Annotated in this window: 16 protein-coding genes and 2 pseudogenes; 13 read left to right on the plus strand and 5 right to left on the minus strand. The window is 69.8% G+C overall.

Going from position 1 to position 22636, the window contains the following annotated elements; genetic code table 11:
* Positions 1-199 precede the first annotated feature (199 nt).
* From QNJ30_15835 to QNJ30_15845, 3 genes and pseudogenes are all read left to right on the plus strand, one after another.
* A pseudogene (locus QNJ30_15835) lies at positions 200-322 on the plus strand (hypothetical protein).
* Positions 323-396: 74 nt separating this feature from the next.
* Positions 397-1617, plus strand: a complete 1221-nt coding sequence (locus tag QNJ30_15840) for an IS256 family transposase (GenBank protein MDJ0944940.1) — start codon at positions 397-399, stop codon at positions 1615-1617.
* A gap of 108 nt (positions 1618-1725) precedes the next feature.
* Positions 1726-1956 (plus strand): annotated as a pseudogene (locus QNJ30_15845) (transposase).
* A gap of 461 nt (positions 1957-2417) precedes the next feature.
* Here QNJ30_15845 and QNJ30_15850 read toward each other — a convergent pair.
* Positions 2418-3050 (minus strand): glutathione S-transferase family protein, encoded by a 633-nt coding sequence (locus QNJ30_15850; GenBank protein MDJ0944941.1) that lies wholly within the window; start codon positions 3048-3050, stop codon positions 2418-2420.
* Positions 3051-3252: 202 nt separating this feature from the next.
* Here QNJ30_15850 and QNJ30_15855 point away from each other — a divergent pair, with 202 nt between their 5' ends.
* Positions 3253-4164, plus strand: coding sequence for a LysR family transcriptional regulator (locus QNJ30_15855; protein ID MDJ0944942.1), 912 nt, complete (start codon positions 3253-3255; stop codon positions 4162-4164).
* Positions 4165-4177: 13 nt separating this feature from the next.
* On the opposite strand, the gene QNJ30_15860 is transcribed toward QNJ30_15855, so the two are convergent.
* Positions 4178-5500: a hypothetical protein gene (locus QNJ30_15860; protein MDJ0944943.1), complete on the minus strand. Its 1323-nt coding sequence runs from the start codon at positions 5498-5500 to the stop codon at positions 4178-4180.
* Between the two features lie 149 nt (positions 5501-5649).
* Between QNJ30_15860 and QNJ30_15865 the strand changes: the two genes are divergently transcribed.
* Positions 5650-6927, plus strand: a complete 1278-nt coding sequence (locus QNJ30_15865) for a glycosyltransferase (protein MDJ0944944.1) — start codon at positions 5650-5652, stop codon at positions 6925-6927.
* Positions 6928-6936: 9 nt separating this feature from the next.
* Here the strand turns inward: QNJ30_15865 and QNJ30_15870 are convergent, their stop codons facing one another.
* On the minus strand, positions 6937-8883 hold the full coding sequence (locus QNJ30_15870) for a mechanosensitive ion channel family protein (GenBank protein MDJ0944945.1): 1947 nt from the start codon (positions 8881-8883) through the stop codon (positions 6937-6939).
* A gap of 209 nt (positions 8884-9092) precedes the next feature.
* Between QNJ30_15870 and QNJ30_15875 the strand changes: the two genes are divergently transcribed.
* From QNJ30_15875 to pap, 4 genes are all read left to right on the plus strand, one after another.
* Positions 9093-10595, plus strand: coding sequence for an NADP-dependent isocitrate dehydrogenase (locus tag QNJ30_15875; GenBank protein MDJ0944946.1), 1503 nt, complete (start codon positions 9093-9095; stop codon positions 10593-10595).
* 323 nt (positions 10596-10918) lie between these two features.
* Entirely contained in the window at positions 10919-12517 is a 1599-nt protein-coding gene (locus QNJ30_15880) for an ATP-binding protein (protein MDJ0944947.1), read from the plus strand.
* Positions 12514-13194, plus strand: coding sequence for a response regulator transcription factor (locus tag QNJ30_15885; GenBank protein MDJ0944948.1), 681 nt, complete (start codon positions 12514-12516; stop codon positions 13192-13194). Before QNJ30_15880 ends, QNJ30_15885 begins: the two co-directional genes overlap by 4 nt.
* A gap of 74 nt (positions 13195-13268) precedes the next feature.
* A complete protein-coding gene (gene pap, locus QNJ30_15890; GenBank protein ID MDJ0944949.1) occupies positions 13269-14756 on the plus strand; it encodes a polyphosphate:AMP phosphotransferase in 1488 nt (495 codons plus the stop codon).
* Between the two features lie 185 nt (positions 14757-14941).
* Here pap and QNJ30_15895 read toward each other — a convergent pair whose 3' ends face one another.
* Positions 14942-15808: a DUF2189 domain-containing protein gene (locus QNJ30_15895; protein ID MDJ0944950.1), complete on the minus strand. Its 867-nt coding sequence runs from the start codon at positions 15806-15808 to the stop codon at positions 14942-14944.
* A gap of 311 nt (positions 15809-16119) precedes the next feature.
* Between QNJ30_15895 and QNJ30_15900 the strand changes: the two genes are divergently transcribed.
* The 3 genes from QNJ30_15900 (at position 16120) to QNJ30_15910 (ending at position 18271) form a co-directional block, all read left to right on the plus strand.
* Positions 16120-16893 carry an SDR family oxidoreductase gene (locus QNJ30_15900; GenBank protein MDJ0944951.1) on the plus strand — a complete coding sequence of 258 codons (774 nt, stop codon included), beginning with the start codon at positions 16120-16122 and terminating at the stop codon, positions 16891-16893.
* 225 nt (positions 16894-17118) lie between these two features.
* The gene (locus QNJ30_15905; GenBank protein MDJ0944952.1) at positions 17119-17598 is read left to right on the plus strand and encodes a hypothetical protein; all 480 of its coding nucleotides are present in this window, start codon (positions 17119-17121) and stop codon (positions 17596-17598) included.
* A 13-nt stretch (positions 17599-17611) separates the two neighbouring features.
* Positions 17612-18271, plus strand: coding sequence for a hypothetical protein (locus tag QNJ30_15910; GenBank protein MDJ0944953.1), 660 nt, complete (start codon positions 17612-17614; stop codon positions 18269-18271).
* Here the strand turns inward: QNJ30_15910 and QNJ30_15915 are convergent.
* Positions 18234-21437 (minus strand): adenylate/guanylate cyclase domain-containing protein, encoded by a 3204-nt coding sequence (locus tag QNJ30_15915; GenBank protein MDJ0944954.1) that lies wholly within the window; start codon positions 21435-21437, stop codon positions 18234-18236. The genes QNJ30_15910 and QNJ30_15915 overlap by 38 nt on opposite strands.
* A 634-nt stretch (positions 21438-22071) precedes the next feature.
* Between QNJ30_15915 and QNJ30_15920 the strand changes: the two genes are divergently transcribed.
* A complete protein-coding gene (locus QNJ30_15920) occupies positions 22072-22596 on the plus strand; it encodes an HD domain-containing protein (protein ID MDJ0944955.1) in 525 nt (174 codons plus the stop codon).
* Positions 22597-22636 lie beyond the last annotated feature (40 nt).

Genomic DNA, 22636 nt, shown 5'->3' on the forward strand with positions numbered 1-22636 from the left:
CCGACTGATACCATACACTTACGGAAACCGAGCCGAGCGGTCGTCCCAAGCTCTGATGTCTGAATTTGGAGGTTGACCGGACCTGCCGAGAGCATGGTGTGGAGGGCAAGGCATAGCCGAGGCTGTCGAAAAGGTCCTTTGAGCGGCTCGGCGTGCCGTGATTCTTTGCGTCTGCGGGCGGCGTGAGAGGATCGGGGCGATAATGGGTAAGCCGGTCGGTCGGCAGGACCGTGTTTTCTACGAGTTCGATCTTGAAGAGATCGTTCCGGCCGATCATCCCTTGCGCAAGATCGATGCGGTTCTGGACCTGAGCTGGCTGCGCGGCGAGATGAAGGAGACTGTCCGATTAGGTGTGTAAGCGAGTGGTGTGCTTCGATCCTGTAAGGAGGAAGCACGATGAAAGAGATTCGCAAGGAGCTGCTGGACGCCCTGCTGGAAGGCTACGAGGGTCCGGAGGACCTGCTGGGCGATGAAGGTCTTCTGAAGAGCCTGCAGAAGGCCTTGATGGAGCGGGCCTTTGGAGCGGAGCTGACCGCGCATCTGGGCTATGAGAAGGGCGATCCGACTGGTCGCGGCAGCGGGAATAACCGCAACGGCCACGGCCGGAAGCGGGTTCTGACGGAGAGCGGGTCGGTCGATGTTGCGGTGCCCAGGGACCGCAACGCCAGCTTCGAGCCACAGCTGGTCAGGAAGGGTCAGAGCCGGCTTCCCGGCTTCGACGAGAAGGTAATCTCGCTCTATGCCCGGGGCATGACCCAGCGCGAGATCCGCGGCCACCTCGAGGAGCTCTACGCGATCTCGGTCTCCCCGGACCTGATCAGCCGGGTGACCGATGCCGTGCTCGAGGAGGTCAAGGCCTGGCAGACCAGACCGCTGGATCCGGTCTATCCCGTGATCTTCTTCGACGCCCTGCGGGTCAAGATCCGCGATGAGGGGGCGGTCAGGAACAAGGCGGTCTATCTGGCGATCGGCATCCGCCTGGACGGCACCAAGGAGATCCTGGGGCTGTGGATCGAGCAGAGCGAGGGCGCCAAGTTCTGGCTGCGGGTGATGAACGAGCTCAAGGCCCGAGGCATCAAGGACTGCCTGATCGCGGTGGTCGACGGCCTCAAAGGCTTCCCCGAAGCGATCAACGCGGTCTTCCCGGAGACCCAGGTCCAGACCTGCATCGTCCATCTGATGCGCTACGGCCTGTCCTTGTGCGCCTACAAGGACCGACGCCAGGTGGCCAAGGACATGAAGGCGATCTACCGGGCCGAGACGGTCGAGGCCGCGGCCGACCGCCTGGTGGAGTTCGAGCAGCTCTGGGGCGCCAAGTACCCCTCGATCGTCGCCGGCTGGCGCTGCCACTGGGAGGAGATCATCCCGATGTTCGCCTTTGCTCCGGAGATCCGGCGCCTGATCTACACCACCAATGCCATCGAGAGCCTGCACCGCGGCCTGCGCAAGATCATCAAGACCAGGGGCCACTTCCCCAACGATCAGGCGGCCGGCAAGCTGCTGTTCCTGGCCCTCAGGAACATCGAGAAGGGATGGAAGGCCGCCCCCAAGGAGTGGCTGCCAGCGCTCAACCAGTTTGATATCCTGTTCGGAGAAAGACTGCGAGGCGAGACCTGAACCAAATCGCGCATCGCTCACATACACACTTCATCGGACACTCCCAGATGAAGCCGAAATGCTGTCCCAACGCCCCGGGTTCCGCGCGACCCCAACGAAGCAGCGCGCGACTATACCCGCGCTTTGATGGAGACCGAGGCTTACGCGGCCTCCCGCGGCGAACGCAAGAAGATTGAAACCCTCTTCGGCGAGGTCAAACACGTCCTCGCCCTCGCACGGCTCCGCTTGCGCGGCCTCACCGGCGCGAGAGACGAGTTCTTGCTCACCGCGACCGTCCAGAACCTCAAACGCCTGGTCAAGAACACGAGCATACCGCCGCCTCAGGCCATCGCCGCGTGACCCTTGCCCCAATCCCTATCGCCATGGATCGACAAAGCTGAAGCGCCTCGGCCAAATCCGAGGTGCCAAGAAAACGTCCGCTGTTACTAACAGCGGACACCCGAAATCGGTCTCAATCGGACTTCTTCAACACTCTCGGCTAAAACTGATCGTCCGGATTTGCCCTCGTCCTGGTCCGGAATGGATCTCTGAGCGGAAGTCTTGGGCGATTTGGATCGGTTACCGTTGATGGTGGATGTTGGTGACCTGGCAGCCGGAGGGTGAGCCCGACACCGTTGCGGACGGCTCAGGCGGGTGAGGTGCCAGCGAAGGGTTGGTCGAGGGCGCGTTCGACCGGTTCAAGATGATCCGGGCCCTGTGACCCAGCGCTCCCGGACACCCGAGTCGAAGGCGTGACGGTCGCGCAACGCCGATGAATCGCAGCCGGGTCACCCGTGTGGACCGGCACCAGGAGCAGCGGGTCACGCGGCCGCCGGATAGGCGCGCCGGTGGGCCGGCCTTTGGCTCAGGCGGTCGTAGTAGGCTTCGAGGACCGGATGGTCGCCGAGCAGGCCGTTGAACCGGGCCATGAAGCAGCTGTGGCCGACCAGGATGTCCGCGCCCGAGAACTGCGAGCCGAGCAGATAGTCGCGGTCGTCGAGCGCCGCGGAGAGGATCTCGGCGCGGGTCGCGAAGTCGCGCCGGCCGCGCTCGGCGAGCCCGGGGTCGTGCGGCGTGCCGGGCGGGCGCATGTGGGTCAGCGGCCGCAGGGTGTTGTCGAAGACCATCATGACCGCCGGGTCCAGCTCGGCGCAGGCGAAGACGCTCCACTGATAGTAGAGGGCGCGCGCCGGGCTGCCGGGCGCGGGCGCCAGGTCTTTCTCGGGGTGTTCGTCGATGAGCTGCAGCACGATCGCGACCGACTCGAAGATCGTGTATGCCTCGGTCCTGAGGGCCGGGACCGCGCCCAGGGGATGGAGGGCGCGGTAGGCTTCGGAGTCCTGCTGCTTCCCCGGAAGGTCGACGACCCGGGAGGTGTAGGCGATCCCCAGCTCCTCGAGCGCCCACTTCGCCCGCTGCGATCGCGTCGGCGGCCATTCGTAGAGTTCGATCATGCGCCCGTCCTTCCCTTTCGGTTTCGCCCTGCCGTCTCGGACCTCGGCCGTCCGGCTCGGGACAGAATGCGCGTTGCGTCGAAGCGGATGAAGTCCGCAAATTCGGCGCAAGCTGCGGCATAATCACCGCAGGTTTCCGGTTTTGGGCCGGCAGCGCGGCGCAGAAGCACGCAGAGCCGGCCCGGTCGCGAGGAAAGCACGCATGGATTGGGACGATCTCAGGGTCTTCCTGGCGGTGGCCCGCGGCGGTTCGGTCCGCGCCGCGGCGCGGCTGCTGCAGGTCGACAACACCACGGTGTCGCGGCGGATCCGGGGCTTCGAGGCGCGGCTCGGCGCCCGCCTCTTCGACCGCACCCCCGCCGGCTACGCGATCACCGCGGCCGGCGAGCAGACCCTGGCCGCCGCCCGGCGGATCGAGGCGGAGGTCCAGGGGGTCGAGCGCCTGGTCCTGGGCCGCGACGCGCGGCTCAGCGGCGACATCGTGTTCACCGCGCCGGACAGCGCCCTGCTCGGCCTGCTGATGCCCGACCTGGTCGCCTTCATGGACCTCTATCCCGAGGTCACCCTGGAGCTCGACATGTCGCTCGAGACCGCGAACCTCTCGGCGCGCGAGGCCGACGTCGCGCTGCGGGCGACGCGCCGCCCGCCGGAGCACCTGATCGGCCGCAAGGTCGCGCGCATTGCCCAGGCGCCCTACGCGACGCCGGACTACCTCGCGACCCGGGATCCGGCGCGCGATCCGGCCGCCGCGCGCTGGATCGGCTGGCACGACCACGTCCCTCACCCCGACTGGGTGCGCGCCGGTCCGCTGCCCGACACCCCGGTGCGCGGCCGCATCCCCAGCGACGTCTGCCAGCTCGAGGCGGCCAAGGCCGGCGCCGGCATCGCCCTCCTGCCCTGCTACCTGGGCGACGCCGAGCCGACCCTGGTCCGCGTGCCGCCGGGCCGGACCCAGGGCAACCACGAGTACTGGCTGCTGACCCACAAGGACCTGCTGGCGACCGCGCGCATCCGCACCTTCTGGGCCTACCTGCTCGAGATCCTGGAACGGCAGAGGCCCCTGATCGAGGGCGAGCGCCCGCGGCCGGCCGGTGCCGAGACCGCGCCTGAATAGGGCTTTGCCCGCCTCAGAGGATGTCGATGCCCATCACCTGCAGGCCGAAATAGAGCGCAGCGGCGTGGATGCCGAGGGTCAGGACATAGCCGAGGCCGAGGACGCTGGCGCCGGCCGCGCTCATCGGGCGGGCCTCGGGCGCCTCCTCGCCCAGGTACCAGGCCTGGAGCGCCCCCAGGCCCAGGATCCCGGCCAGAATGTAGTCGCCGGCGTAGCCGAGGCCCAGGATCCCGAGGCCGGTCACGGCGAGCAGGATGCGGCGCGCCCAGCTGGCGCCGAAGGACTGCAGGAAGGCGCGCAGGATCTGGCCGCCGTCGAGCGGCAGCACCGGCACCATCTGCAGCAGGTTCAGGGCGCCGATGGCGGTGGCGATCGCGACCGCCCCCAGGGCCAAGGCCATCTTCACCTGCGCGCCCAGGTCCGCGACCGGGCCCGATGGGGCGGCCATGAAGGCGGCCATGTCGGGCACGCCCAGGGCCCAGGCCGCCAGCAGCAGGGCCAGGGCCGGCAGGGCGCTCAGGCCCGGGCCCATAAGCGCGCAGAAGGCGTCGTCGAAGAGGGTCCGGTGCGGATGGTTGGCGACGGCCACGCCGCCGAAGAAGGGAATCAGCAGCAGCTTGGGCGCCGGCTGGCCGGTCAGGCGCATGGCCAGCCAGTGGCCGAACTCGTGGATCACCAGGATCCCGGCGATCAGCAGCGCGCCGGCCCAGCCGAACAGCAGGGCGAAGCTGACCAGGGCGACGGCGGAGAGCGCCAGGCTGGTCCAGAAGGCCCGGCCCTTGGAGATCTCCGGGGCGAGGCCGCCGCCCTCGCAGAAGCGCTGGAGTCGGCCCAGGTAGCGGCGATGGTGGCGCCAGAGATGGAGCAGTTGCCAGAGGCTGGCGATCTCGCCGGAGAACCCCAGCGACACCAGCGTGCCGTCGGGCCGCGCTTCGAGCTCCAGGGTCTCGCGGTGGGCTTCGCCGAAGGGATAGGGCCGGCCGTCGATCTCGCTGTGCCGCAGCTCCGAGCGCGCCGGTCTCTGCTCGTTCAGCGACTGGTAGCGCAGGGTCATGAGGTGCGTGCCGTGGCCGCCGCTGCCGTCGACGACGAGTTCCCAGGTCACCGGCAGGCCGTCCAGCCTCCTGACCGAATGGATCTCGCGGTGGAAGGCCGCGTGGGCCTCGGTCTCGGCCCCGGGGTGGTAGACGTCCCAGATGGCCTCCGGCGGGGCGGCGATCAGGCGGCGCAGGACGAAGCGCCACTCGCGGCGATAGGGCCACGACAGGACGATGGCCGCGGCGATCATCGCCGACAGCCCGGCCCAGATGACGTTCGCGGTGAGGGCCTCGCCCATGATCTCGCTTTCCACGCCGCCAGGTTGCGCGCCCCGAGTCTGGCGGCCGGGCCTTAACGCTGCCTGAATCCTCGGCGGCCGGCATTCGGCGCAAATCCGACCGACTGCGTCCGGGCCAAGGGCGGCCGGATCTGCTAAGAGCCCTGGCGATGCGGATCCTGATCCTGACCTTCGGCTCGCGCGGCGACGTCCAGCCCTACGTCGCCTTGGGCGCCGCGCTGCGGGGCCGGGGCCACGCCGTCACCGTCAGCACCGGGCGCGGCTTCGAGGCCATGATCGAGGCGGCGGGCCTGGCGGCGGCGCCGCTTTCGGCCGACATCCGCGGCCTGCTCGAGACCGAGGAGATCAAGGCGGCGCTGCACTCCTTCGCCGGCAAGCTCCGCGCCTGGCGCGCCTCCCGGGCGATGATGCGCCGGCAGCTCGACGACATGTGGCAGGTCGCCCAGGCGATTGCCCCCGAGCTCGTCGTCTACCACCCCAAGGCCTTCGGCGCGCCGCTTCTGGCCATTGCGCTCGACTGCGTCGCGGTGCCTGGCTTCCTGCAGCCGGCCTACGTGCCGACCCGCGCCTTCCCCAACCTGATCTTTCCCGTCGCCGGGCTCGGCGCGCTCGGCAACCGGCTGAGCCATACGCTTGCCCACGCGTTGATGCGCCTCGGCACCGGGCTGGTCCTGCGCGACTGGCGCCGGCGCCGGCCGGAGCTCGCGGGCCTCGGGCCGGCGGACCCGGTCGAGGGCCACGATCCGCGCGGCCCCGGCGTGCTGCGTCTCCACGCCCACAGCCGCCACCTCGTCCCGCCGCCGCCGGACTGGGGCGCGCGCGAGCGGATCACCGGCTACTGGTTCACCGCGCCCGACGAGGCCTGGCGGCCGCCCGAGGCCCTGGCCCGCTTCCTCGCCGCCGGCCCGCCGCCGGTCTACGTCGGCTTCGGCAGCATGCCGGCGGACGACGCCGGGCGGATCACCCGGAACGTCCTCGAGGCCCTGGCCCGCGGCGGCCAACGCGGCCTGCTGGCGACCGGCTGGGGCGGCCTCGCGGCCGAGCCCCGCGCGGAGGGGGTGCTGGCGATCGAGGCCGCGCCCCATACCTGGCTCTTCCCGCGCTGCGCGGCGGTGGTCCACCACGGTGGCGCCGGCACCACCCACGAGGCCCTGCGCTGGGGCCGGCCGCAGGTCGTCTGCCCGGTCTTCGGCGACCAGCCCTTCTGGGGCCGCCGAATCGCGGCCCTCGGCGCCGGCCCCGCGCCCCTGCCGCAGAAGCGCCTGACCGCCGCCGCCCTGGCCGCCGCCCTCTCGACGGCCGCGGATCCGGCGGTGGTCGCCCGTGCCGAGGCCCTCGGGGCCGAGCTACGCGCCGAGCCTGGCGTGGCCGCCGCGGCCGAGCTGCTCGAGGGCGTCGGGGCGCGGGCCGGCCGGCGCCCGGGGTGACCGCCGCCGTCAGCTGCCCTTGCCCTTTGCCGGGACCCGGGCGTCGGGCGATCCCTCGGGCGGGTAGTCCAGGGTGCCGGCGAGCGCCTCCCGCCCGGGCTTTGGGAACTCGGGGAAGGGCAGCTCGCCGGCCGCCCGCCAGCGCGCGACCTGCGCCTCGGCCGCCCGGCCGCGCTCATCGTCCAAGCCGCCGTCGCGGGCCAGGTAGGCGGTGGTCGAAGGGAAGGCGAAGCCGGTGCCCGAGGATTCGACGATCTCGACGATCCGCAGGTAGAGGTCCTCGCGGATGGCGTGGAACTCCTCCCAGTCCCGGGTCAGGGCGTAGACCCGGACCTGGACGTCGAGCGAGGAGGCGCCGAAGCCGGCGAGCCGGATGCGGATGGTCTCGCCGTGGACCTTGGGATGCGCCAGGCACATCTCGCGCAGCTTGGCCAGGACGAAGCGCAACTGGTCGGGCGAGGTCTCGTAGCGCAGGCCGACCAGCGCCTCGATCAGCCGGCGGTCGCAGCGGCTCCAGTTCACCAGCTGCATGTCGACGAACTGGGCGTTGGGCACCGAGATCACGGTGCGGTCCAGCGCCCGGATCTTGGTCGAGCGCATGCCGATGGATTCTACGACGCCGATCTTGTCCCCGAAGCTGCAGAAATCGCCGACCCGCACCGGGCGGTCGGCGTAGAGGATCACGCCGCCGATCAGGTTCTCCAGGGTCGGCCGTGCGGCCAGGGCCACGGCGAGGCCGCCGACGCCCAGGCCGGCCAGCAGCGGCACCACCGGCAGGCCGACCCGGTCGGCGCCGAACAGCACGACGCCGATGGCGCTCAGGCCGCCGAGGACGCGCAGGCTCATCCGGACCATGCTGGCGTCCAGGCTCGCGGCGTCGATTCGCGGCGACGCGATGCTGGTCTCGGCGATCACGTTGGCGACGACGATCACGGTCCAGGCCGCGACGATGGCGATCAGCCCCTCGAAGGCGATCACGACGGCGACCAGGACGCCGCCGGTGACGTTGAGCTGCTCGTCGACGAAGAGGCGAAAGACGGCGAAGCTCGCCAGCGTCACCGACGGAACGACGAGTCGCCGCCAGCTGCGTCGCAGCGCGGAGATCGGCACGGCCCGGCGCCGCAGCCAGCGGTTGACGCCGAGGGGGAGCAGAATCGCGAGCAGCACCGACAGGCCGAGCCCGAACCATTGCCAGAGGGTCTGGCCCCAGTGCAGTTCGGTGGCCCAGGGCGGCAGGTTCTGGACCCAGGACAGCCATTTCGGCGGTAAGAGTTGGCCCGGCGTGGCGATGTAGAACTCGTAGATCCCCGCGGTCTCCGTGGTCCGGTAGGGAAGGTCGCGGACCTTCTCGTAGAACTCCGGCAGGCGTTCGACCGTCTGGGAAGTGAAAAGGAACTCGCCGGCCCGGGGGCCGTCCTCGACTCGGGCGATCTCGATCTCTGTCTCCGGGATCCGCCAGCGGGTCAGGCCTTCGGTCTTCATCGCCTCGGCGTCGGGTACCGTCTCCAGGGGCGGCAACTCGATCCGGTCCAGCACCTCCTTCAGCAGGAGGCTCGATTCGATGCGCAGGTCTTCGAGCCGGGCCTGAGGGATTTCGCTGAGATCCATGGTGTTGGCCGCGCGCTGCCCGAGCGTCCGCGCGCGCGCGAGCCCCTCCTCCACGGGCTCGCTCGCGAAGAGGCCAGGCGTCGCCTCGTTTAGGCTGATCGCCGCCTTCCACAACTGGATCGCCTTGAGGCTGTCCTCGAGGAAGGTCTCCAGCGTCGCCCGCGGGCTCGAGGTGTCCGAGGGTGCCAGGGGACCGCTTTCCTCGGCCGACGCCGCGACCGGCGCCAGGGCGGCGAGCGAAACCGAGATCGCGGCGACCAGAAACGTGAAGGCCCGGCCGGTCGGCGCGTTGCGCCGGCGCGCCGCGGAACGCGCGCCGGCCGACCGCTCTGTGCAGCTCTGTCTCATGCGAATCGACGCGGACCGATCTTTGCTCGGCCAAACCCTAGCTCCAAAGTCCCCGAAAGCAAGCGCTGCACGCAGGGGCGCTCGGCGGCGCCTGATCGGAAAACCGGATCACGGGGCGGGCGTTCATCGATTTCAAAAGCCGGGTGTGGGTCCCGACCTGTCGAACACGTAACGCCCGACTTAAGAGCTCTTCGCAGAGGGACCCGACAATGAACGAAATGACCCCGCCGCAGGCCGCCGATCTGACCGGCCTGACCCAGCAATCCCCCAACGCCGTGCCGATTACGGTCGCCTTCGGCGACGGCATCGGGCCGGAGATCATGCGCGCCAGCCTCCGCGTGCTCTTGGCCGCCGGCGCCGAGATCGCGGTCGAGCCGATCAGCATCGGCGAGCAGGTCTACCTGGCCGGCAACTCCGCTGGCATCGATCCCCAGTCCTGGGACAGCCTGCGCCGCACCAAGGTCTTCTACAAGGCGCCGATCACCACGCCCCAGGGGGGAGGCTACAAGAGCCTCAACGTCACCGTCCGCAAGTCCCTCGGGCTCTTCGCCAACGTCCGGCCCTGCACCGCCTACGCGCCCTTCGTCGCGACCCGGCACCCGGGCATGGACGTGGTCGTGATCCGCGAGAACGAGGAGGACCTCTACGCCGGCATCGAGCACCGCCAGACCGACGAGGTCGTGCAGTGCCTGAAGCTGATCTCGCGCCCGGGCTGCGAGAAGATCGTCCGCTACGCCTTCGAGTACGCCGTGGCCCACGGCCGCCGCAAGGTCACCTGCTTCACCAAGGACAACATCATGAAGCTGAGCGACGGCCTGTTCCACAAGGTCTTCGACGAGGTCGCCGCCGACTACCCGCAGATCGAGAACGAGCATTGGATCGTCGACATCGGCGCCGCCAAGCTGGCCGACACGCCCGAGGCCTTCGACGTCATCGTGGTGCCGAACCTCTACGGCGACGTGCTCTCCGACGTCGCGGCCCAGATCGCCGGATCGGTCGGCCTGGCGCCTTCGGCCAACATCGGCGCCCAGGGCGCGATGTTCGAGGCGATCCACGGCTCGGCGCCGCGCCGCGCCGGCCAGGACCTCGCCAACCCCTCGGGCCTGCTGCTCGCCGGGGTCATGATGCTGCACCACATCGGCCAGTCCAGGGTCGCCGAGAAGGTCCACAACGCCTGGCTCAAGACCATCGAGGACGGCCTCCACACCTACGATATCTTCGATGCGCAGGCCTCCAGCATGAAGCTTGGCACCGAGGCCTTCGCCGACGCGGTCATCGCCCGGCTCGGCGAGGCGCCGGAGACCCTGGCCCCGGTGCGCAGCGGCGGCGCGGCCAAGGCCTTCGCGGTGCCCGAGGCGCAGAGCCGGCCGCCGGCCAAGAAGGACCTGGTCGGCATCGACGTCTTCGTGCACTGGTCCGAGCGCGATCCGGTGGCCCTGGCGGCGGCCATGCAGGCGGCCCAGAACGGCGCCTACAAGCTCGCCATGGTCACCAACCGGGGGGTCAAGGTCTGGCCCGACGGTCTGCCCGAGACCTTCTGCACCGACCACTGGCGCTGCCGCTACCTGGCCGAGTCGGGCAAGCAGCTCAACAAGGCCATGGTGGTCGAGCTGCTCGGCAACCTGGCCAAGCAGGGCGTCGACTTCGTGAAGACCGAGCACCTCTTCACCTTCGACGGCGAGGCCGGGTACTCGCTCGGCCAGGGACAGTAGCCGGCCCCGACCGACCCTCTCCGGGCCCGGCGCGGCCCTGTGCGATGCTCTCGCGCAGGGCCGTTTTCCTGCCCTGCGCCCGGGACTTTCACCTGATTTTCATCTCGCTTTCAAAATCTGTTCACCCGGGCGTCAGGATACCGAAAGAGCCTGACCCCCAAATATCTAGAACTACATAAGATTAACCGGATGGTCGGGGCCCCCGCGTCCCCCGGGCCACGGGAAAGAGGGGATGGAGAGATGAGTCGCCTGGCGCCCGGTTTTGTGGTTGTCTGCGCCGGCATTGCGCCGCTTGGGGCGTGGGATCTGGCTTGGGGTAGGCGATGAACTACCGGACCAAGTTGCTGCTGGCCTTTGGGGTCCTGATCTGCCTGACGATCGCGCTGACCGCGCTGTCGAACTGGGGCGGCCGCCAGGTGCAGGTCCACATGGAGCGCTCGCGCCTGGCGCACGACGTGCTCGAGGGCCACCTGCGCCTCTCCAGCCACACCTATCAGCTCTTCAAGCAGCTGGCCGACGCCCTGCTGGTCGGCGATCAGGACCTCGGCCGCGGCGAAAAGGAGCTGCGCGAGAAGCTCGAGGCCGACATCGCGTCGCTCCGCAACATGATCGCCTACGAGGTCGCCTTCGTCGACGAGGACGAGCAGGAGGGCGAGCGCGAGGAGCTCTACACGCTCTCGCTGATCGAACGCCAGATCGACCGGGCGCTGATCGAGTTCGCGGAGGTCCGGAACCTCCGGGACGTCGGCGAGCGCGGTAGGGCCTGGATCAAGCTGAACACCCTGCTGGAGCAGAGCATCGACGGCAGCTTCAACGCCCTCCTGGAGGAGGCCATCGCCGAAGAGCAGCGCGAGGTCGCCGAGGCCGACGCCGAGGGGCGGGCCGTGATCCGGCAGGTCAACCTGGTGGTCGACGTCTTGGCCGCCATCGCCATCGCCGTCGGGTTGGTCTGCGCCTTCCTGCTGCTGCGCGGCCTGCGCCGGCCGATGGCGGCGTTGCTCGCCGGGACGCGGGCCCTGCGCAAGGGTGACCTGACCCATCGCATCGAGCTGGCCAGCGCCGACGAATTCGGCGAGCTGGCCCGCAGCTTCAACCGCATGGCCGGCGAGCTGGAATCGAACAAGCGCGACCTGGAGGCGGCCAAGGCCGACCTGGAACGGGCCGTGACCGCGCGCACCGCCGAGCTGCGGGAGGCCAACGCCGCCCTGGAGAAGGCCGACCAGATACGCCGCCGCTTCTTCGCCGACATCAGCCACGAGCTGCGCACGCCGCTGACCATCATCCGCGGCGAGGCCGAGATCGGCTTGCGCGGCCACGACAAGGCGGTCGAGGAGTACAAGGGCACCCTGCAGCGGGTCCTTGAGCAGGCCGAGCACACCGGGCGCCTGGTCGACGACCTGCTCTTCGTGGCCCGGCAAAACGCCGGCGAGACCCGGATGTCGCGCCAGGCCGTCGCCCTGCAGGAGATCGTCGAGAGCGTCTGCGGCGACGCCGAGGTCCTGGCCGAGAAGCGCGGTGTTTCCGTCACCCTACAGCAGGAGGTTGCCGAGGCCGTGGTCTCCGGCGATCCGGGCCGGTTGCGGCAGCTCTTCTTGATTTTGGTCGACAACGCGATCCGCTACAGCGAGGCCCGGGGCGAGGTCGGCATCTTCATGGGCGCCGCGCCCAAGGGCGTGATCGTGCGCATCGCCGACGGCGGTATTGGCATCGCCCCCGACGAGCTGGAGCGGATCTTCGAGCGCTTCTACCGCGGCGACAACGCCGGCGAGCACCACGCCGACGGCACCGGCCTCGGCCTGCCGGTCGCCAAGGCCATCGCCGACGCCCACGGCGGCGAGCTGGTCATCGACAGCCAGCTCGGCGAGGGCACGACGGCCAGCGTCTTTCTGCCGACCGTGCGCAAGCTGAGGGCCGTGGCGTGAACGTCCTTCTGGTCGAGGACGAGCGACGGGTCGCCGACTTCATCGAGCGCGGGCTCAAGGCCGAAGGCTTCGGAGTCACGGTCGCCCGCGACGGTCTGGACGGCCTCGACCTGGGCCAGGAGAGCGACTTCGACGTCATCGTCCTCGACCTCATGCTGCCCAAGCTGCACGGCCACCAGGTCTGCGAGCAGCTCCGCCACGGCGGCGTGCGGACCCCGATCCTGATGCTGACCGCGATGGACGAACTCGACGAGCGGGTCAAGGGCCTGAAGCTCGGCGCCGACGACTACCTGACAAAGCCCTTCGCCTTCGACGAGCTGCTGGCCCGGCTCGAGGCTCTGGTCCGGCGCGCCGGCAACTTCGAGAAGCCGCGCGAGCGGGTCGCCTGCGGCGCCCTGGTCTTCGACCGGGAGTCCATGATCGTAACCTGCGGCGAGGCGCGCCTCGACCTGACGGCAAAGGAGGTTGCGATCCTCGACCTCTTCCTCGGCGCCCCCGGCAAGGTCTTCTCCCGCCAGCGCATCCTCTCCGCCGTCTGGGGCTACGACTCCGATCCCCTGACCAACGTGGTCGACGTCTACGTCGGCCGGCTGCGTCGCAAGCTCGGCTCCGGACCCGAGGTCCCGGCCATCGAGACCGTGCGCGGCCACGGATACCGCCTGGACAAGCCCGCCTGACCCGACGCCGGCTGCCGCCGGCCCGGAATCCCTGCTAATGTTTACCGTATCATTTGGGTGCTGGGGCGGTGGCGATGTTCGAATCCCTGGAGCTGGCGCACGAGATCGGCAAGGCCGAGTACGAGGCGGAGGAGCCGCTGCTGCGCGGCCGGCTGATCGACGCCCAGTTCGACCTGCTCGAGTCCGGGGACTTCCCGGTCATCCTCCTGCTTTCCGGCATCGACGTCCTCGGCCGCAGCGCCGCGGCGAAGCAGCTCCTGAGCTGGATGGATTCCCGGCACATCTGGCCCTACGCCGAGATGCGGCCCAGCGAGGAGGAGCGGGACCGGCCGCGCCTCTGGCGCTTCTGGCGCGCGCTGCCGCCCAAGGGCCGGATCGGCATCTTCCTCAACGCCTGGTACGACGGACCGATGCGCGACTACTTCCTCGGCCGCATCGGCCGCGGCCGCTTCCGGGATCGCATCGAAGAGGGCCTGCGCTTCGAGCGGCTGCTGGCCCAGGACGGCGCGCTCATTCTCAAGGCCTTTCTCTTCCTGCCGAAGAAGCAGAGCCTTAAGGAGCATAAGAAGCTCAAGAAGGCCGGGACCGCGGCCTGGAAGCTCTCCGAGGACGAGGCCGAGCTCGGCAAGGCCTTCGCCAAGCGCTACGACGAAGCCATCGAGATCATCGAAGGGCTGGTGAGCGCGACCAGCGCCGCCCACGCGCCCTGGATCCCCATCGCCAGCGCCGATGCGCGCTACCGCGACCTGACCCTCGGCCGGACCCTGGCCGACGCCGTGCGCGAGCGCCTGGCGGGTGCGGCGCCGGCGATCCCCAGCATCGGCACCAGCACCCTGGGCAGCGGCAGCGGCCCGAACATCCTCGACTCCCTGGACCTCGGCCGCGCCCTGGAGCGCGACGACTACCGCGCCCGGCTCAAGGAAGAGCAGCGCCGCCTGACGGCCTTGACCCTGGGCCGCAAGTTCGAGAGCCGCGCCCTGGTCGCGGTCTTCGAAGGCAACGACGCCGCCGGCAAGGGCGGCAGCATCCGCCGCGTGGTCCAGGCCCTGGACCCGCGGCTGACCCGCGTCATCTCCGTCGCCGCGCCCAGCGACGAGGAGAAGGCGCAGCCCTATCTCTGGCGCTTCTGGCGCCACGTCCCCAGGCACGGACGGATCACCGTCTTCGACCGCTCCTGGTACGGCCGGGTCCTGGTCGAGCGGATCGAGGGCTTCGCCTCCAGGCACGACTGGATGCGCGCCTACGACGAGATCCGCTTCTTCGAGGAGGAGCTGACCGAGGCCGGCATCGTCGTCGTCAAGTTCTGGCTCGCCATCGACAAGAAGGAGCAGCTGCGCCGCTTCAAGGAGCGCGAGAAGATCGGCTACAAGCGCTACAAGATCACCGAGGAGGACTGGCGCAACCGCAAGAAATGGAACGCCTACCGGCAGGCGGTCCACGACATGGTCGACCGCACCAGCACGACCGCCGCGCCCTGGACCCTGGTCGAGGCCAACGACAAGTACCACGCCCGGGTCAAGGTCGTGAAGACCCTCGCCGACCGCCTCAAAGCCGAGCTCTGAACCCGGCGTCTGCGCCCTCATCCAGCTCCGGCTAAGGCTCGGCCCCCGGCCTCGCCAAGCCTCCACATCCCTCTCCCCAGGGAGAGGGAGGGGCCCGGCGCGAAGCGTCGGGAGGGTGAGGGGTCAGGCCCACCGCTGCGACTAAATCGGCCATCTGAACGTCACCCCGCGCCGAGGGCGCGCCTCTACTGCGCCACCGTCCGGCGGTAGAGGTGCCAGGTTGCGTGGCCCAGGATCGGCAGGACCACCACCAGCCCCAGGAACAGCGGCAGCGAGCCGAGCACCAGGCCGCCGGCGACGATCAGGCCCCAGGCGGCGGTGGCCAGCGGGTTGGCGGCGGCGACCCGCACCGAGGTCCCGATCGCGGTGCCGATCCCGACGTCCCGGTCGAGCAGCAGCGGGAAGGACACCACGCTGGTCGCCAGCACCAGCAGGGCGAAGAGGAAGCCGACCCCGATCCCGACCGCGATCATGGTCCAGCCGGCCTCGGTCCCGAGGACCTCGCCGATGAAGGCGGCGAGGGAAGCCGGCGGCTCGGGCCCCAGGGTGTTCAGGTAGATCACCTGCGCGGCGACCAGCCACAGCAGGAAGATCGCCAGCAGGATCAGGCCCAGCACGACGATGGCGCCGAAGGCGGGTGCCGCGATCACCCCGAAGGCCTCGCTCCAGCTCGCCTTGCCGCCCTGCTCGCGGCGCCGGCTCATCTCGTAGAGCCCGACCGCGGCCACCGGTCCGAGCAGCGCGAAGCCCGAGGCGACCGGGAACAGCAGCGGCAGAAGGTCGTGGTCGAAGGCCAGGCGCGCCAGGACCAGGCCGATGATGGGATAGATCAGGCAGAGGAAGACCACGTCGGTCCGGCAGGCGGCGAAGTCGGCCATGCCCCTGCGCAGGACCTCGCTCAGGTCCTCCAGCCCGATCCGCCGGACCGTCAGCGGCCCGGCCTCGGCGCCGGCTTCGCTCCCGCGCAGGGCACGGCCCGTCGACCCGGCGTGCTGCGTCGCCCGCCGGAACTGGTCGGCGCCCCATTCGATGGGATTGCGTATGGTGGCCATGATCCTTCCTTTCGACCGTTTGCACCCTCGGTCGCGACGTCTTCATGGCCTGCCATGTCGTCCAGCCGCAGGCCCGAAGGCGCCGAGACCAGCCACGCTGTTGAGTCTACGCCCCTTGTGCGCCCCTGTCTCCTCACAACTGCGAGATGTGTGCGGGCCCGTCCCCCGCCATTGAGACGCGGCGGCGGGCGGGACCCTCGCACCCCGCGTTTGATCCCCGCACCCTCGGTGAAGGCATCCTGGGTGGCGACCTTGGCGGTCGCGCCCGATATGAACGCAAAGGGAGTCAAACGCGAAAGGAGGTGACGGCCATGGCCGATTTGGAAGGCAAGCGCGCTCTGGTCACCGGCTCGACCAAGGGGATCGGGCGGGCCATCGCCGCGGCTTTCGTCGCACAGGGGGCCCGGGCCGTGGTCCACGGCCGCGATCCGGCGGAGGTCGAGGCGGTGCGCGCGGAGATCGGCGCCGACGCCGGGGTGGCCGGCGACCTGGCGACGGCGGAGGGCTGCGCCCAGGTGATCGCGGCGCTTCCCGCGGCCGGCGAGGTCGAGATCCTGGTCAACAACGCCGGCATCTTCTCGGTCCAGGACTTCTTCGAGATCGAGGACGAGGAGTGGCTGCGCTACTACCAGACCAACGTGCTCAGCGCCATCCGCCTCTGCCGTGCGCTGATGCCGGGCATGCTCGAGCGCGGCCGCGGCCGGATCGTCAACGTCGCCAGCGAGGCCGGGCTCAGGCCCCTGCCGACGATGATCCACTACTCCATGACCAAGACCGACCTCATCGCCCTGTCGCGCGGCCTGGCCGAGCTGACCCGGGGATCCGCGGTCACGGTCAACAGCCTTCTGCCCGGGCCGACCTGGACCGCCGGCGTCGAGTCCTACTTCGAGGGCCTGGCCGCGCAGGAGGGCAAGCCGGTGCAGGAGGTGATCGACACCTACTTCCGGGCGCACGAGCCGACCTCTCTGATTCAGCGCTTCGTGACCGCCGAGGAGGTCGCCGAGGCCGCCGTCTTCCTCGCCGCCAACGGCGCGGTCAACGGCAGCGCCCTGCGCGTCGAAGGCGGCATCGTCCGCGCGCTCTGACCGGCCGCGAGAGGGGGCCGGCTGCGGAAGGCCTCGGCAATCCGGCCCCCGACGAAGTGGTTGCGTCCCGGCCCGGGCGTCATGCATGCTGCCGCGGCGCCCTATGGCGGGGCGGCGATCCGGAGCCTTGACTGCAGCCTCGCAGTCGCACTCGGCTCGCCTCGCGCAGGGGAAGGGCCTGTGCTATATCACGATTGACCTAAACTGCCTGAGGGGGGAAGTGAGATGGGCGGACGCCTACCGGACATCAACGTCGGCGGCCTGTTGGAGCAGCTCAACCTGCGTTTCGGGCCCAATGATGCGATCAAGGAGATGCTCGTCCTGCAGAAGGAGTTCGGCATCTTCTCCGAGGAGCATTCCCTAAAGCAGTCCTTCGCGCTCCTCAACCTGGCGCCGGGCAACAACTGGGCCCATCGGCGCGGCTGGTACGAGTACCTCGTCAAAGACCTCAAAGCCTGTCCCTCGGACAAGAAGGACATGAGCGGCGAGGACCGGATCATTTCGGTCCTGCAGCGCCATCTCGAGAAGGGCGAGCCCATCCCGGTCCATTTCACCACGCACGACTCGCGCAAGGACCCGCGCGTCAAGGTCTCGCCCCGGCCGAAGCTCGCCTTGACCTATTCGACCGAGAACTTCCTGGTCATCTCCCTGCCCATGACTCCGATCGAGAAGAACCGCGCCAAGCGACGAGCCAAGTCCCGCTGAGCGCGGCGCGCCGATGGAGGGCGACGCGCTGTCGAAGCTCGAGTCGGGCGTCGTCCGCTACTACACAGATCGCCTGAAGCGCTTCGGCGCCACGCCCCTGGGAGTCGATTGGAGCTGCATCGCCTCCCAGGAGTTGCGCTTCCTCCAGCTCATGAAGCTCTGCGACTTCGCGGCGCCCTTCTCGCTGAACGACGTCGGCTGCGGCTACGGGGCGCTGGTCGGCTATCTCGCCAAGCGTCACCCGGAGGCCGGGATCGACTACCTGGGCATCGACCTGGCGGCGGCCATGAAGCGCCGGGCCGAGCGGCTCTGGCGGGCCTGTCCCTGGGCCGCCTTCGTCACCGGGACCGCCAACGCCCGGGTCGCGGACTACAGCGTCGCCAGCGGCATCTTCAACGTGAAGCTGGAGCAGCCGCGGCCGACCTGGGAGCGCTTCGTCGCTCTCACCCTGGACGAGATGCACGCGGCCAGCCGCAAGGGCTTCGCCGTGAACTTCATGCTGCCGCGCGACCGGCCCCCGGACAGCGCCGCCGAGCGGGACCTCTACCGGTCGCGGCCGGAGACCTGGATACGGCACTGCGAGCGGGCCTACGGCGCGTCGGTCACCCTGCTCGACGACTACGGCCAGCCGGAGTTCACTCTTCTTGTGCGCCGCAGGGGTTCAGCTTCCTGAGCGTGAGGGCGCGTTCGCGCGTCAGGCGCTTCGAGAAGACGCTCGCGCCGGTCATCTCGATCAGTTTCTCGGCCTGGTCGAACTTGAGCGGCAGCGCCTTTTTCGGCCGCTCGCCCTGGGCGGCGACCAGGGCGGCGGAGTAGATGATCGACGCCCGGCACTCGGCCATCCGCGCGCCGCGCCGCTGGGCGAGCTCGATGGCCTGCTTGGCGACCGACACCGCCTGGCCGAAGGCCCCCGCGCCGTAGTGGCAATCGGCCAGGCTGGCCATCATCTCGGGCTCGAACTCCAGCGCGGCCTTGGCCGATTGCGCGAAGGTGACGCCTTCGGTCAGCTTGCTGGCCGCGCCGTCGAAATCCTTCTCGGCGAAGAGGGCCGCGCCCGAGCAACCCAGGGCGTAGACCTGGAGGTAGGGGTTCTGGCCCTTCTCGGCGATCTGGACGATGCGCGAGGCGTGCTCCCTGGCCAGCTCCGCATCGTCGCGAAAGCAGGCGAGATCGACGAAGGCCAGGTGCGGGATGAACTGCACCGCCGGATCGAGCAGCGACGTCTCGATCGCCAGCACCTTCTGCAGGCAGGCTTCGGCATCGTCGAACTGCCCGCGCCGGACCAGGATCCGCCCGCGCAGGCTCTGCATCCACTGTTCGACGTCGAGGCCCAGGAACTCCTCGTCGAAGGGGTCGATGGCGCGGACTCCCTGGAGCGCGCGGTCGTTCGCCTCCAGCGCTTCGGTCAGGTAGCCGGCCAGGAAGTTCGCGTGACAGAACAGGGCGTTCAAGGTGGCCAGGCGCCCCGGGTTGCCCTGGTCGCCTTCGATCGTCAGGGCCTCCTGGATGCCTGCGATGTAGTCGTCCGCCGAATAGCCGCTGGCCACCGCGATCCGCCCGTCGGCGGCCAGCAGCAGCGAGGTCATGGAGTTGTCGATCTTGCGCGCCCAGACCAGGGCCGCGTCGATGTAGGGCCGGGCCTCTTCGGCGGTCATGCCCTCGCGCCAGCCGAACATGGCGATCTGGCCGCTCGCCCGCATCCGCAGGGTGTCGTGCATCACCGTATGGGGCTGGTCGTCGAGCAGCCGGAGCACCCTGTGCCAGTGCTGCAGGGCCTGCGCGGAGGCGGCGCTGCCGATCCAGACCGCGGCCCGGGCCGCGTAGATCGCCGCGCGCGCCGGCTCGCCGGCGGCCTCGTAGTGGTGCGCGATCAGGGCGGCGAACTCGTCGAGCTTGGCGCTGTACTGGCGGATCAGGGCGACCGCCACCGCGGCATGGAGCTCGCTGCGCCGGCTCTTGAGCTGCTCGTTGTAGGCCACGTCCTGGATCAGCGGATGGCGGAAGAAGTACTCCTGGTCGGAGGACCCGAAGCGCGGCTCGATCAGCTGGGCCTGGTGCAGCCGGTCGATGATGGTCTCGATCTCTTCCCGCGGCATGCCGGCGACTTCCTCGATGATCGACAACGGGAACTCCTTGCCGATGATCGCCGCGATGTGGATGGCGTTCTTCTCCGGCGGCGCCAGGGCGTCGATGCGCGCGCCGATGATGGCCTGCACCGAGGCGGGAAGCAGGTCCTCCTCGGATCGGGGTCCCAGCCGGTAGTCGCCCTTCTCGCCGCGAATGACGCCGCGCTCGGCGAGCGACTGGACCAGCTCCTCGGCGAAGAAGGGATTGCCGCCGCAGCGCTCGACGATCCGCGCCTTGACCGCGCGCAGCTCGGCATGGTCGCCGACCAGCTGCTCGACCAGGGCGCTGGTCGGGCCCGCGTCCAGCTCGTCCAGCTGGATCTCCTCGTAGTGGGGCTGCGCCATCCAGTCCGCCGTGTAGGACCGGCGGAAGTTCACGACCAGCATCGCCTTGGTGCCGGCGATCGCGCGCACGATCGCGCCGACGAACTCCGCGCTCCCGGAGTCTAGCCAGTGCAGGTCCTCGATCAGGATGATGTAGGGCTGCTCGCCCCGCTGCCTGACCATGTGGCCGAGGATCTCGCGCAGCCGCGACTGGCGGGTTCTTTGGGTCCGCAGCGGCACCTCGACCTCGGGATCGTCGATGCCGAGGAACTGGCAGAGCAGCGGGATGTCGGTCGCCGCGTCCAGGCCGGCGACCGTCGGATGCCGCTGCACGCGGTCGCGCGCCGCGGCCTGGTCCTCGGACGAGGAGAGCTCCAGGAACAGGCGCAGGAACTCCAGCACCGGCTGCAGCGGCGTCGCCTGCTTGGACACCAGGGCGCGGGCTTCCAGGACCGGGATGAAGCGCCGCCGGGACCATTCCGCGAACTCGTAGCAAAGCCGGCTCTTGCCGGTGCCGGCGGCGCCCGAGATGCCGACGACTTGCGCGTCGCCGCTTTCGCTACGCTGCAGGGCGCGCTGCAGCTGCCTGAGGTCCTCGACGCGGCCCTGGAAGGGGGTCAGGTTCATGGCCCGGAACTGCTGGCTGGCGACGGCGGGCTTGACCCCCAGCAGGGCATAGGTCTCGACCGGCTTGGAGAAGCCCTTCGCGGTCCGCGGCCCCAGGGCCCGCGCGTCGCAGTGCAGCTTGATCAGGCGGTAGCAGTCGCCGGTCAGGCAGATGGCGCCGGGCTCGGCCATCTGCTCCAGGCGGTTCGCCAGGTGGATCGTCGCGCCGTGCGGCACCGGCTCCGGCCGGTCCTCGTCCTGGGAGACCACGAGCTCGCCGGAGTGCAGCCCGACGCGGACCTTGATCGCGTCGCCGTCCGACTCGAAGGCGCGCTGCATGGCGATCGCGGCCTGGCAGGCGAGCAGGGCGTGCGCCTCCTGGGTGCGCGGCACGCCGAAGACCGCCATGATGCCGTCGCCGAGGGACCGGATGACGGTCCCGCCGAAACGCCTCACCGCCGCGCGCATGATGCCCAGGCTCGGGCGCAGCCGCTCCATCGCCTGCTCGGGGTCGAGCTCGGCGATCAGCTGGGTCGAGCCGACCAGGTCGGCGAAGAGGACGGTGCCCTGCTTGCGTTCGCCCCAGGCCGGGTGGGAGGTGCCTCTCTCGACGGCCTGGTCGCGCGGGGGCGACTCCAGGACGGTCCCGCAGGCGCTGCAGAACTGCGCCTTGGGCTGGTTCTCGTGCCCGCATTTCTGGCAGACAGTGGCAAATGCCACACCGCAGAAGCCGCAGTAGCTGCTAGAGCGACGATTGACGGCGCCGCACGCGTGACATCGCATCCGATGAGCCTCTCGGTTAACTCTGGCGGAGCGGATGACCGGAGACCTTGGCGCCGTCCGGTACCAGAGTCAGCCTCTAGCACGCCTGGGGGCCGAAGTTGGGCGGTATCGTAGGCTAGCCGGGCGCTTGGTGGCAATACGGCTTTTGCCGCCGGGGCTGCCCGTTTTTCCCGGAGCAAGGGCCTGGAACAAGGGTCCGGAGGAAGGGAGTGAAGCCGAGAGTCTTGGGCAGTTCCGAGTTGGCGCGAGGCGTGCCGCCTCGGCGGCGCCGTCGTTGCGGCCGCCGGGCCTGCCGCGCCGGCCCCGGCCTTCTTCGACCCCGTGACTTCACCCGAGGCTCGTGCCGCCCGCCGGGCAGCATCTTCGCGCGCATCGCGTCTTCCGAATCGCCGGGACCGGCCCCGACGCAGCGCGATCGCCGGGCGTCGTCGCCCGGCTCGGCATTTTTCCGAAGCCAAGATCGAGACGAAGTGGAGTTGAAGACGGCATGAAGTTCAACCAAACGCCAGCATCGCGCGTCCGGCCCCGGGAATGGGCGGGGCGGGGCGGACTCTGGGTGGCCGCTCCGTCGAGTTCGGCCCGCGCGGCGAGCGGAGCCGCGGCGCTCCCTGCGCGGCCTGTTGAGGAGAGAACCGTGCTGAAGAAGACGCAAGACGCCTACGACCTGCTGGTTTTCCTCGGCGCGCCCGGGCGCCTGGTGCTTCACGCCCAGCTGGTCGGCGAGGCGGCGGACGAGCTGCTCGACGCGCTGCGTCCGCTCGGCCTCGGGATCCGGGAGGATCTGGTCCGGCTCGGCGTCGTCCTCCACGATGCCGGTAAGATCCTTCACCCCGGCGAGCTCGATGCGCCGGGCGATGCGCACGAGGCCGCCGGAGAGCGGCTGCTGCTCGAGGTCGGCGTCCAGCCCGAGGTGGCGCGCTGTTGCCTCAGCTACGCCCGCTACGAGTCGATGGAGGTCTCCTTCGAGGAGCTCCTGATCGCCCTGTCCGATCGGCTCTGGAAGGGCGTGCGCGTCGGCGCGCTCGAGCTCCGCGTGGTCGATGCCGCCGCCGAGCGGCTGGGCAAGGACCGTTGGGATCTCTTCGCCGACCTCGACGTCTGCTTCGAGCGGATCGCCGCCAAAGGCGACCGCAGGCTGGCCCGCAGCCGCAGCGTCTGACACCAAGGGGCGGAACTCGGGACCCGAGTTCCGCTCGCCG

The organism is Kiloniellales bacterium (assembly GCA_030066685.1).
Taxonomy (GTDB): Bacteria; Pseudomonadota; Alphaproteobacteria; order Kiloniellales; family JAKSBE01; genus JAKSBE01.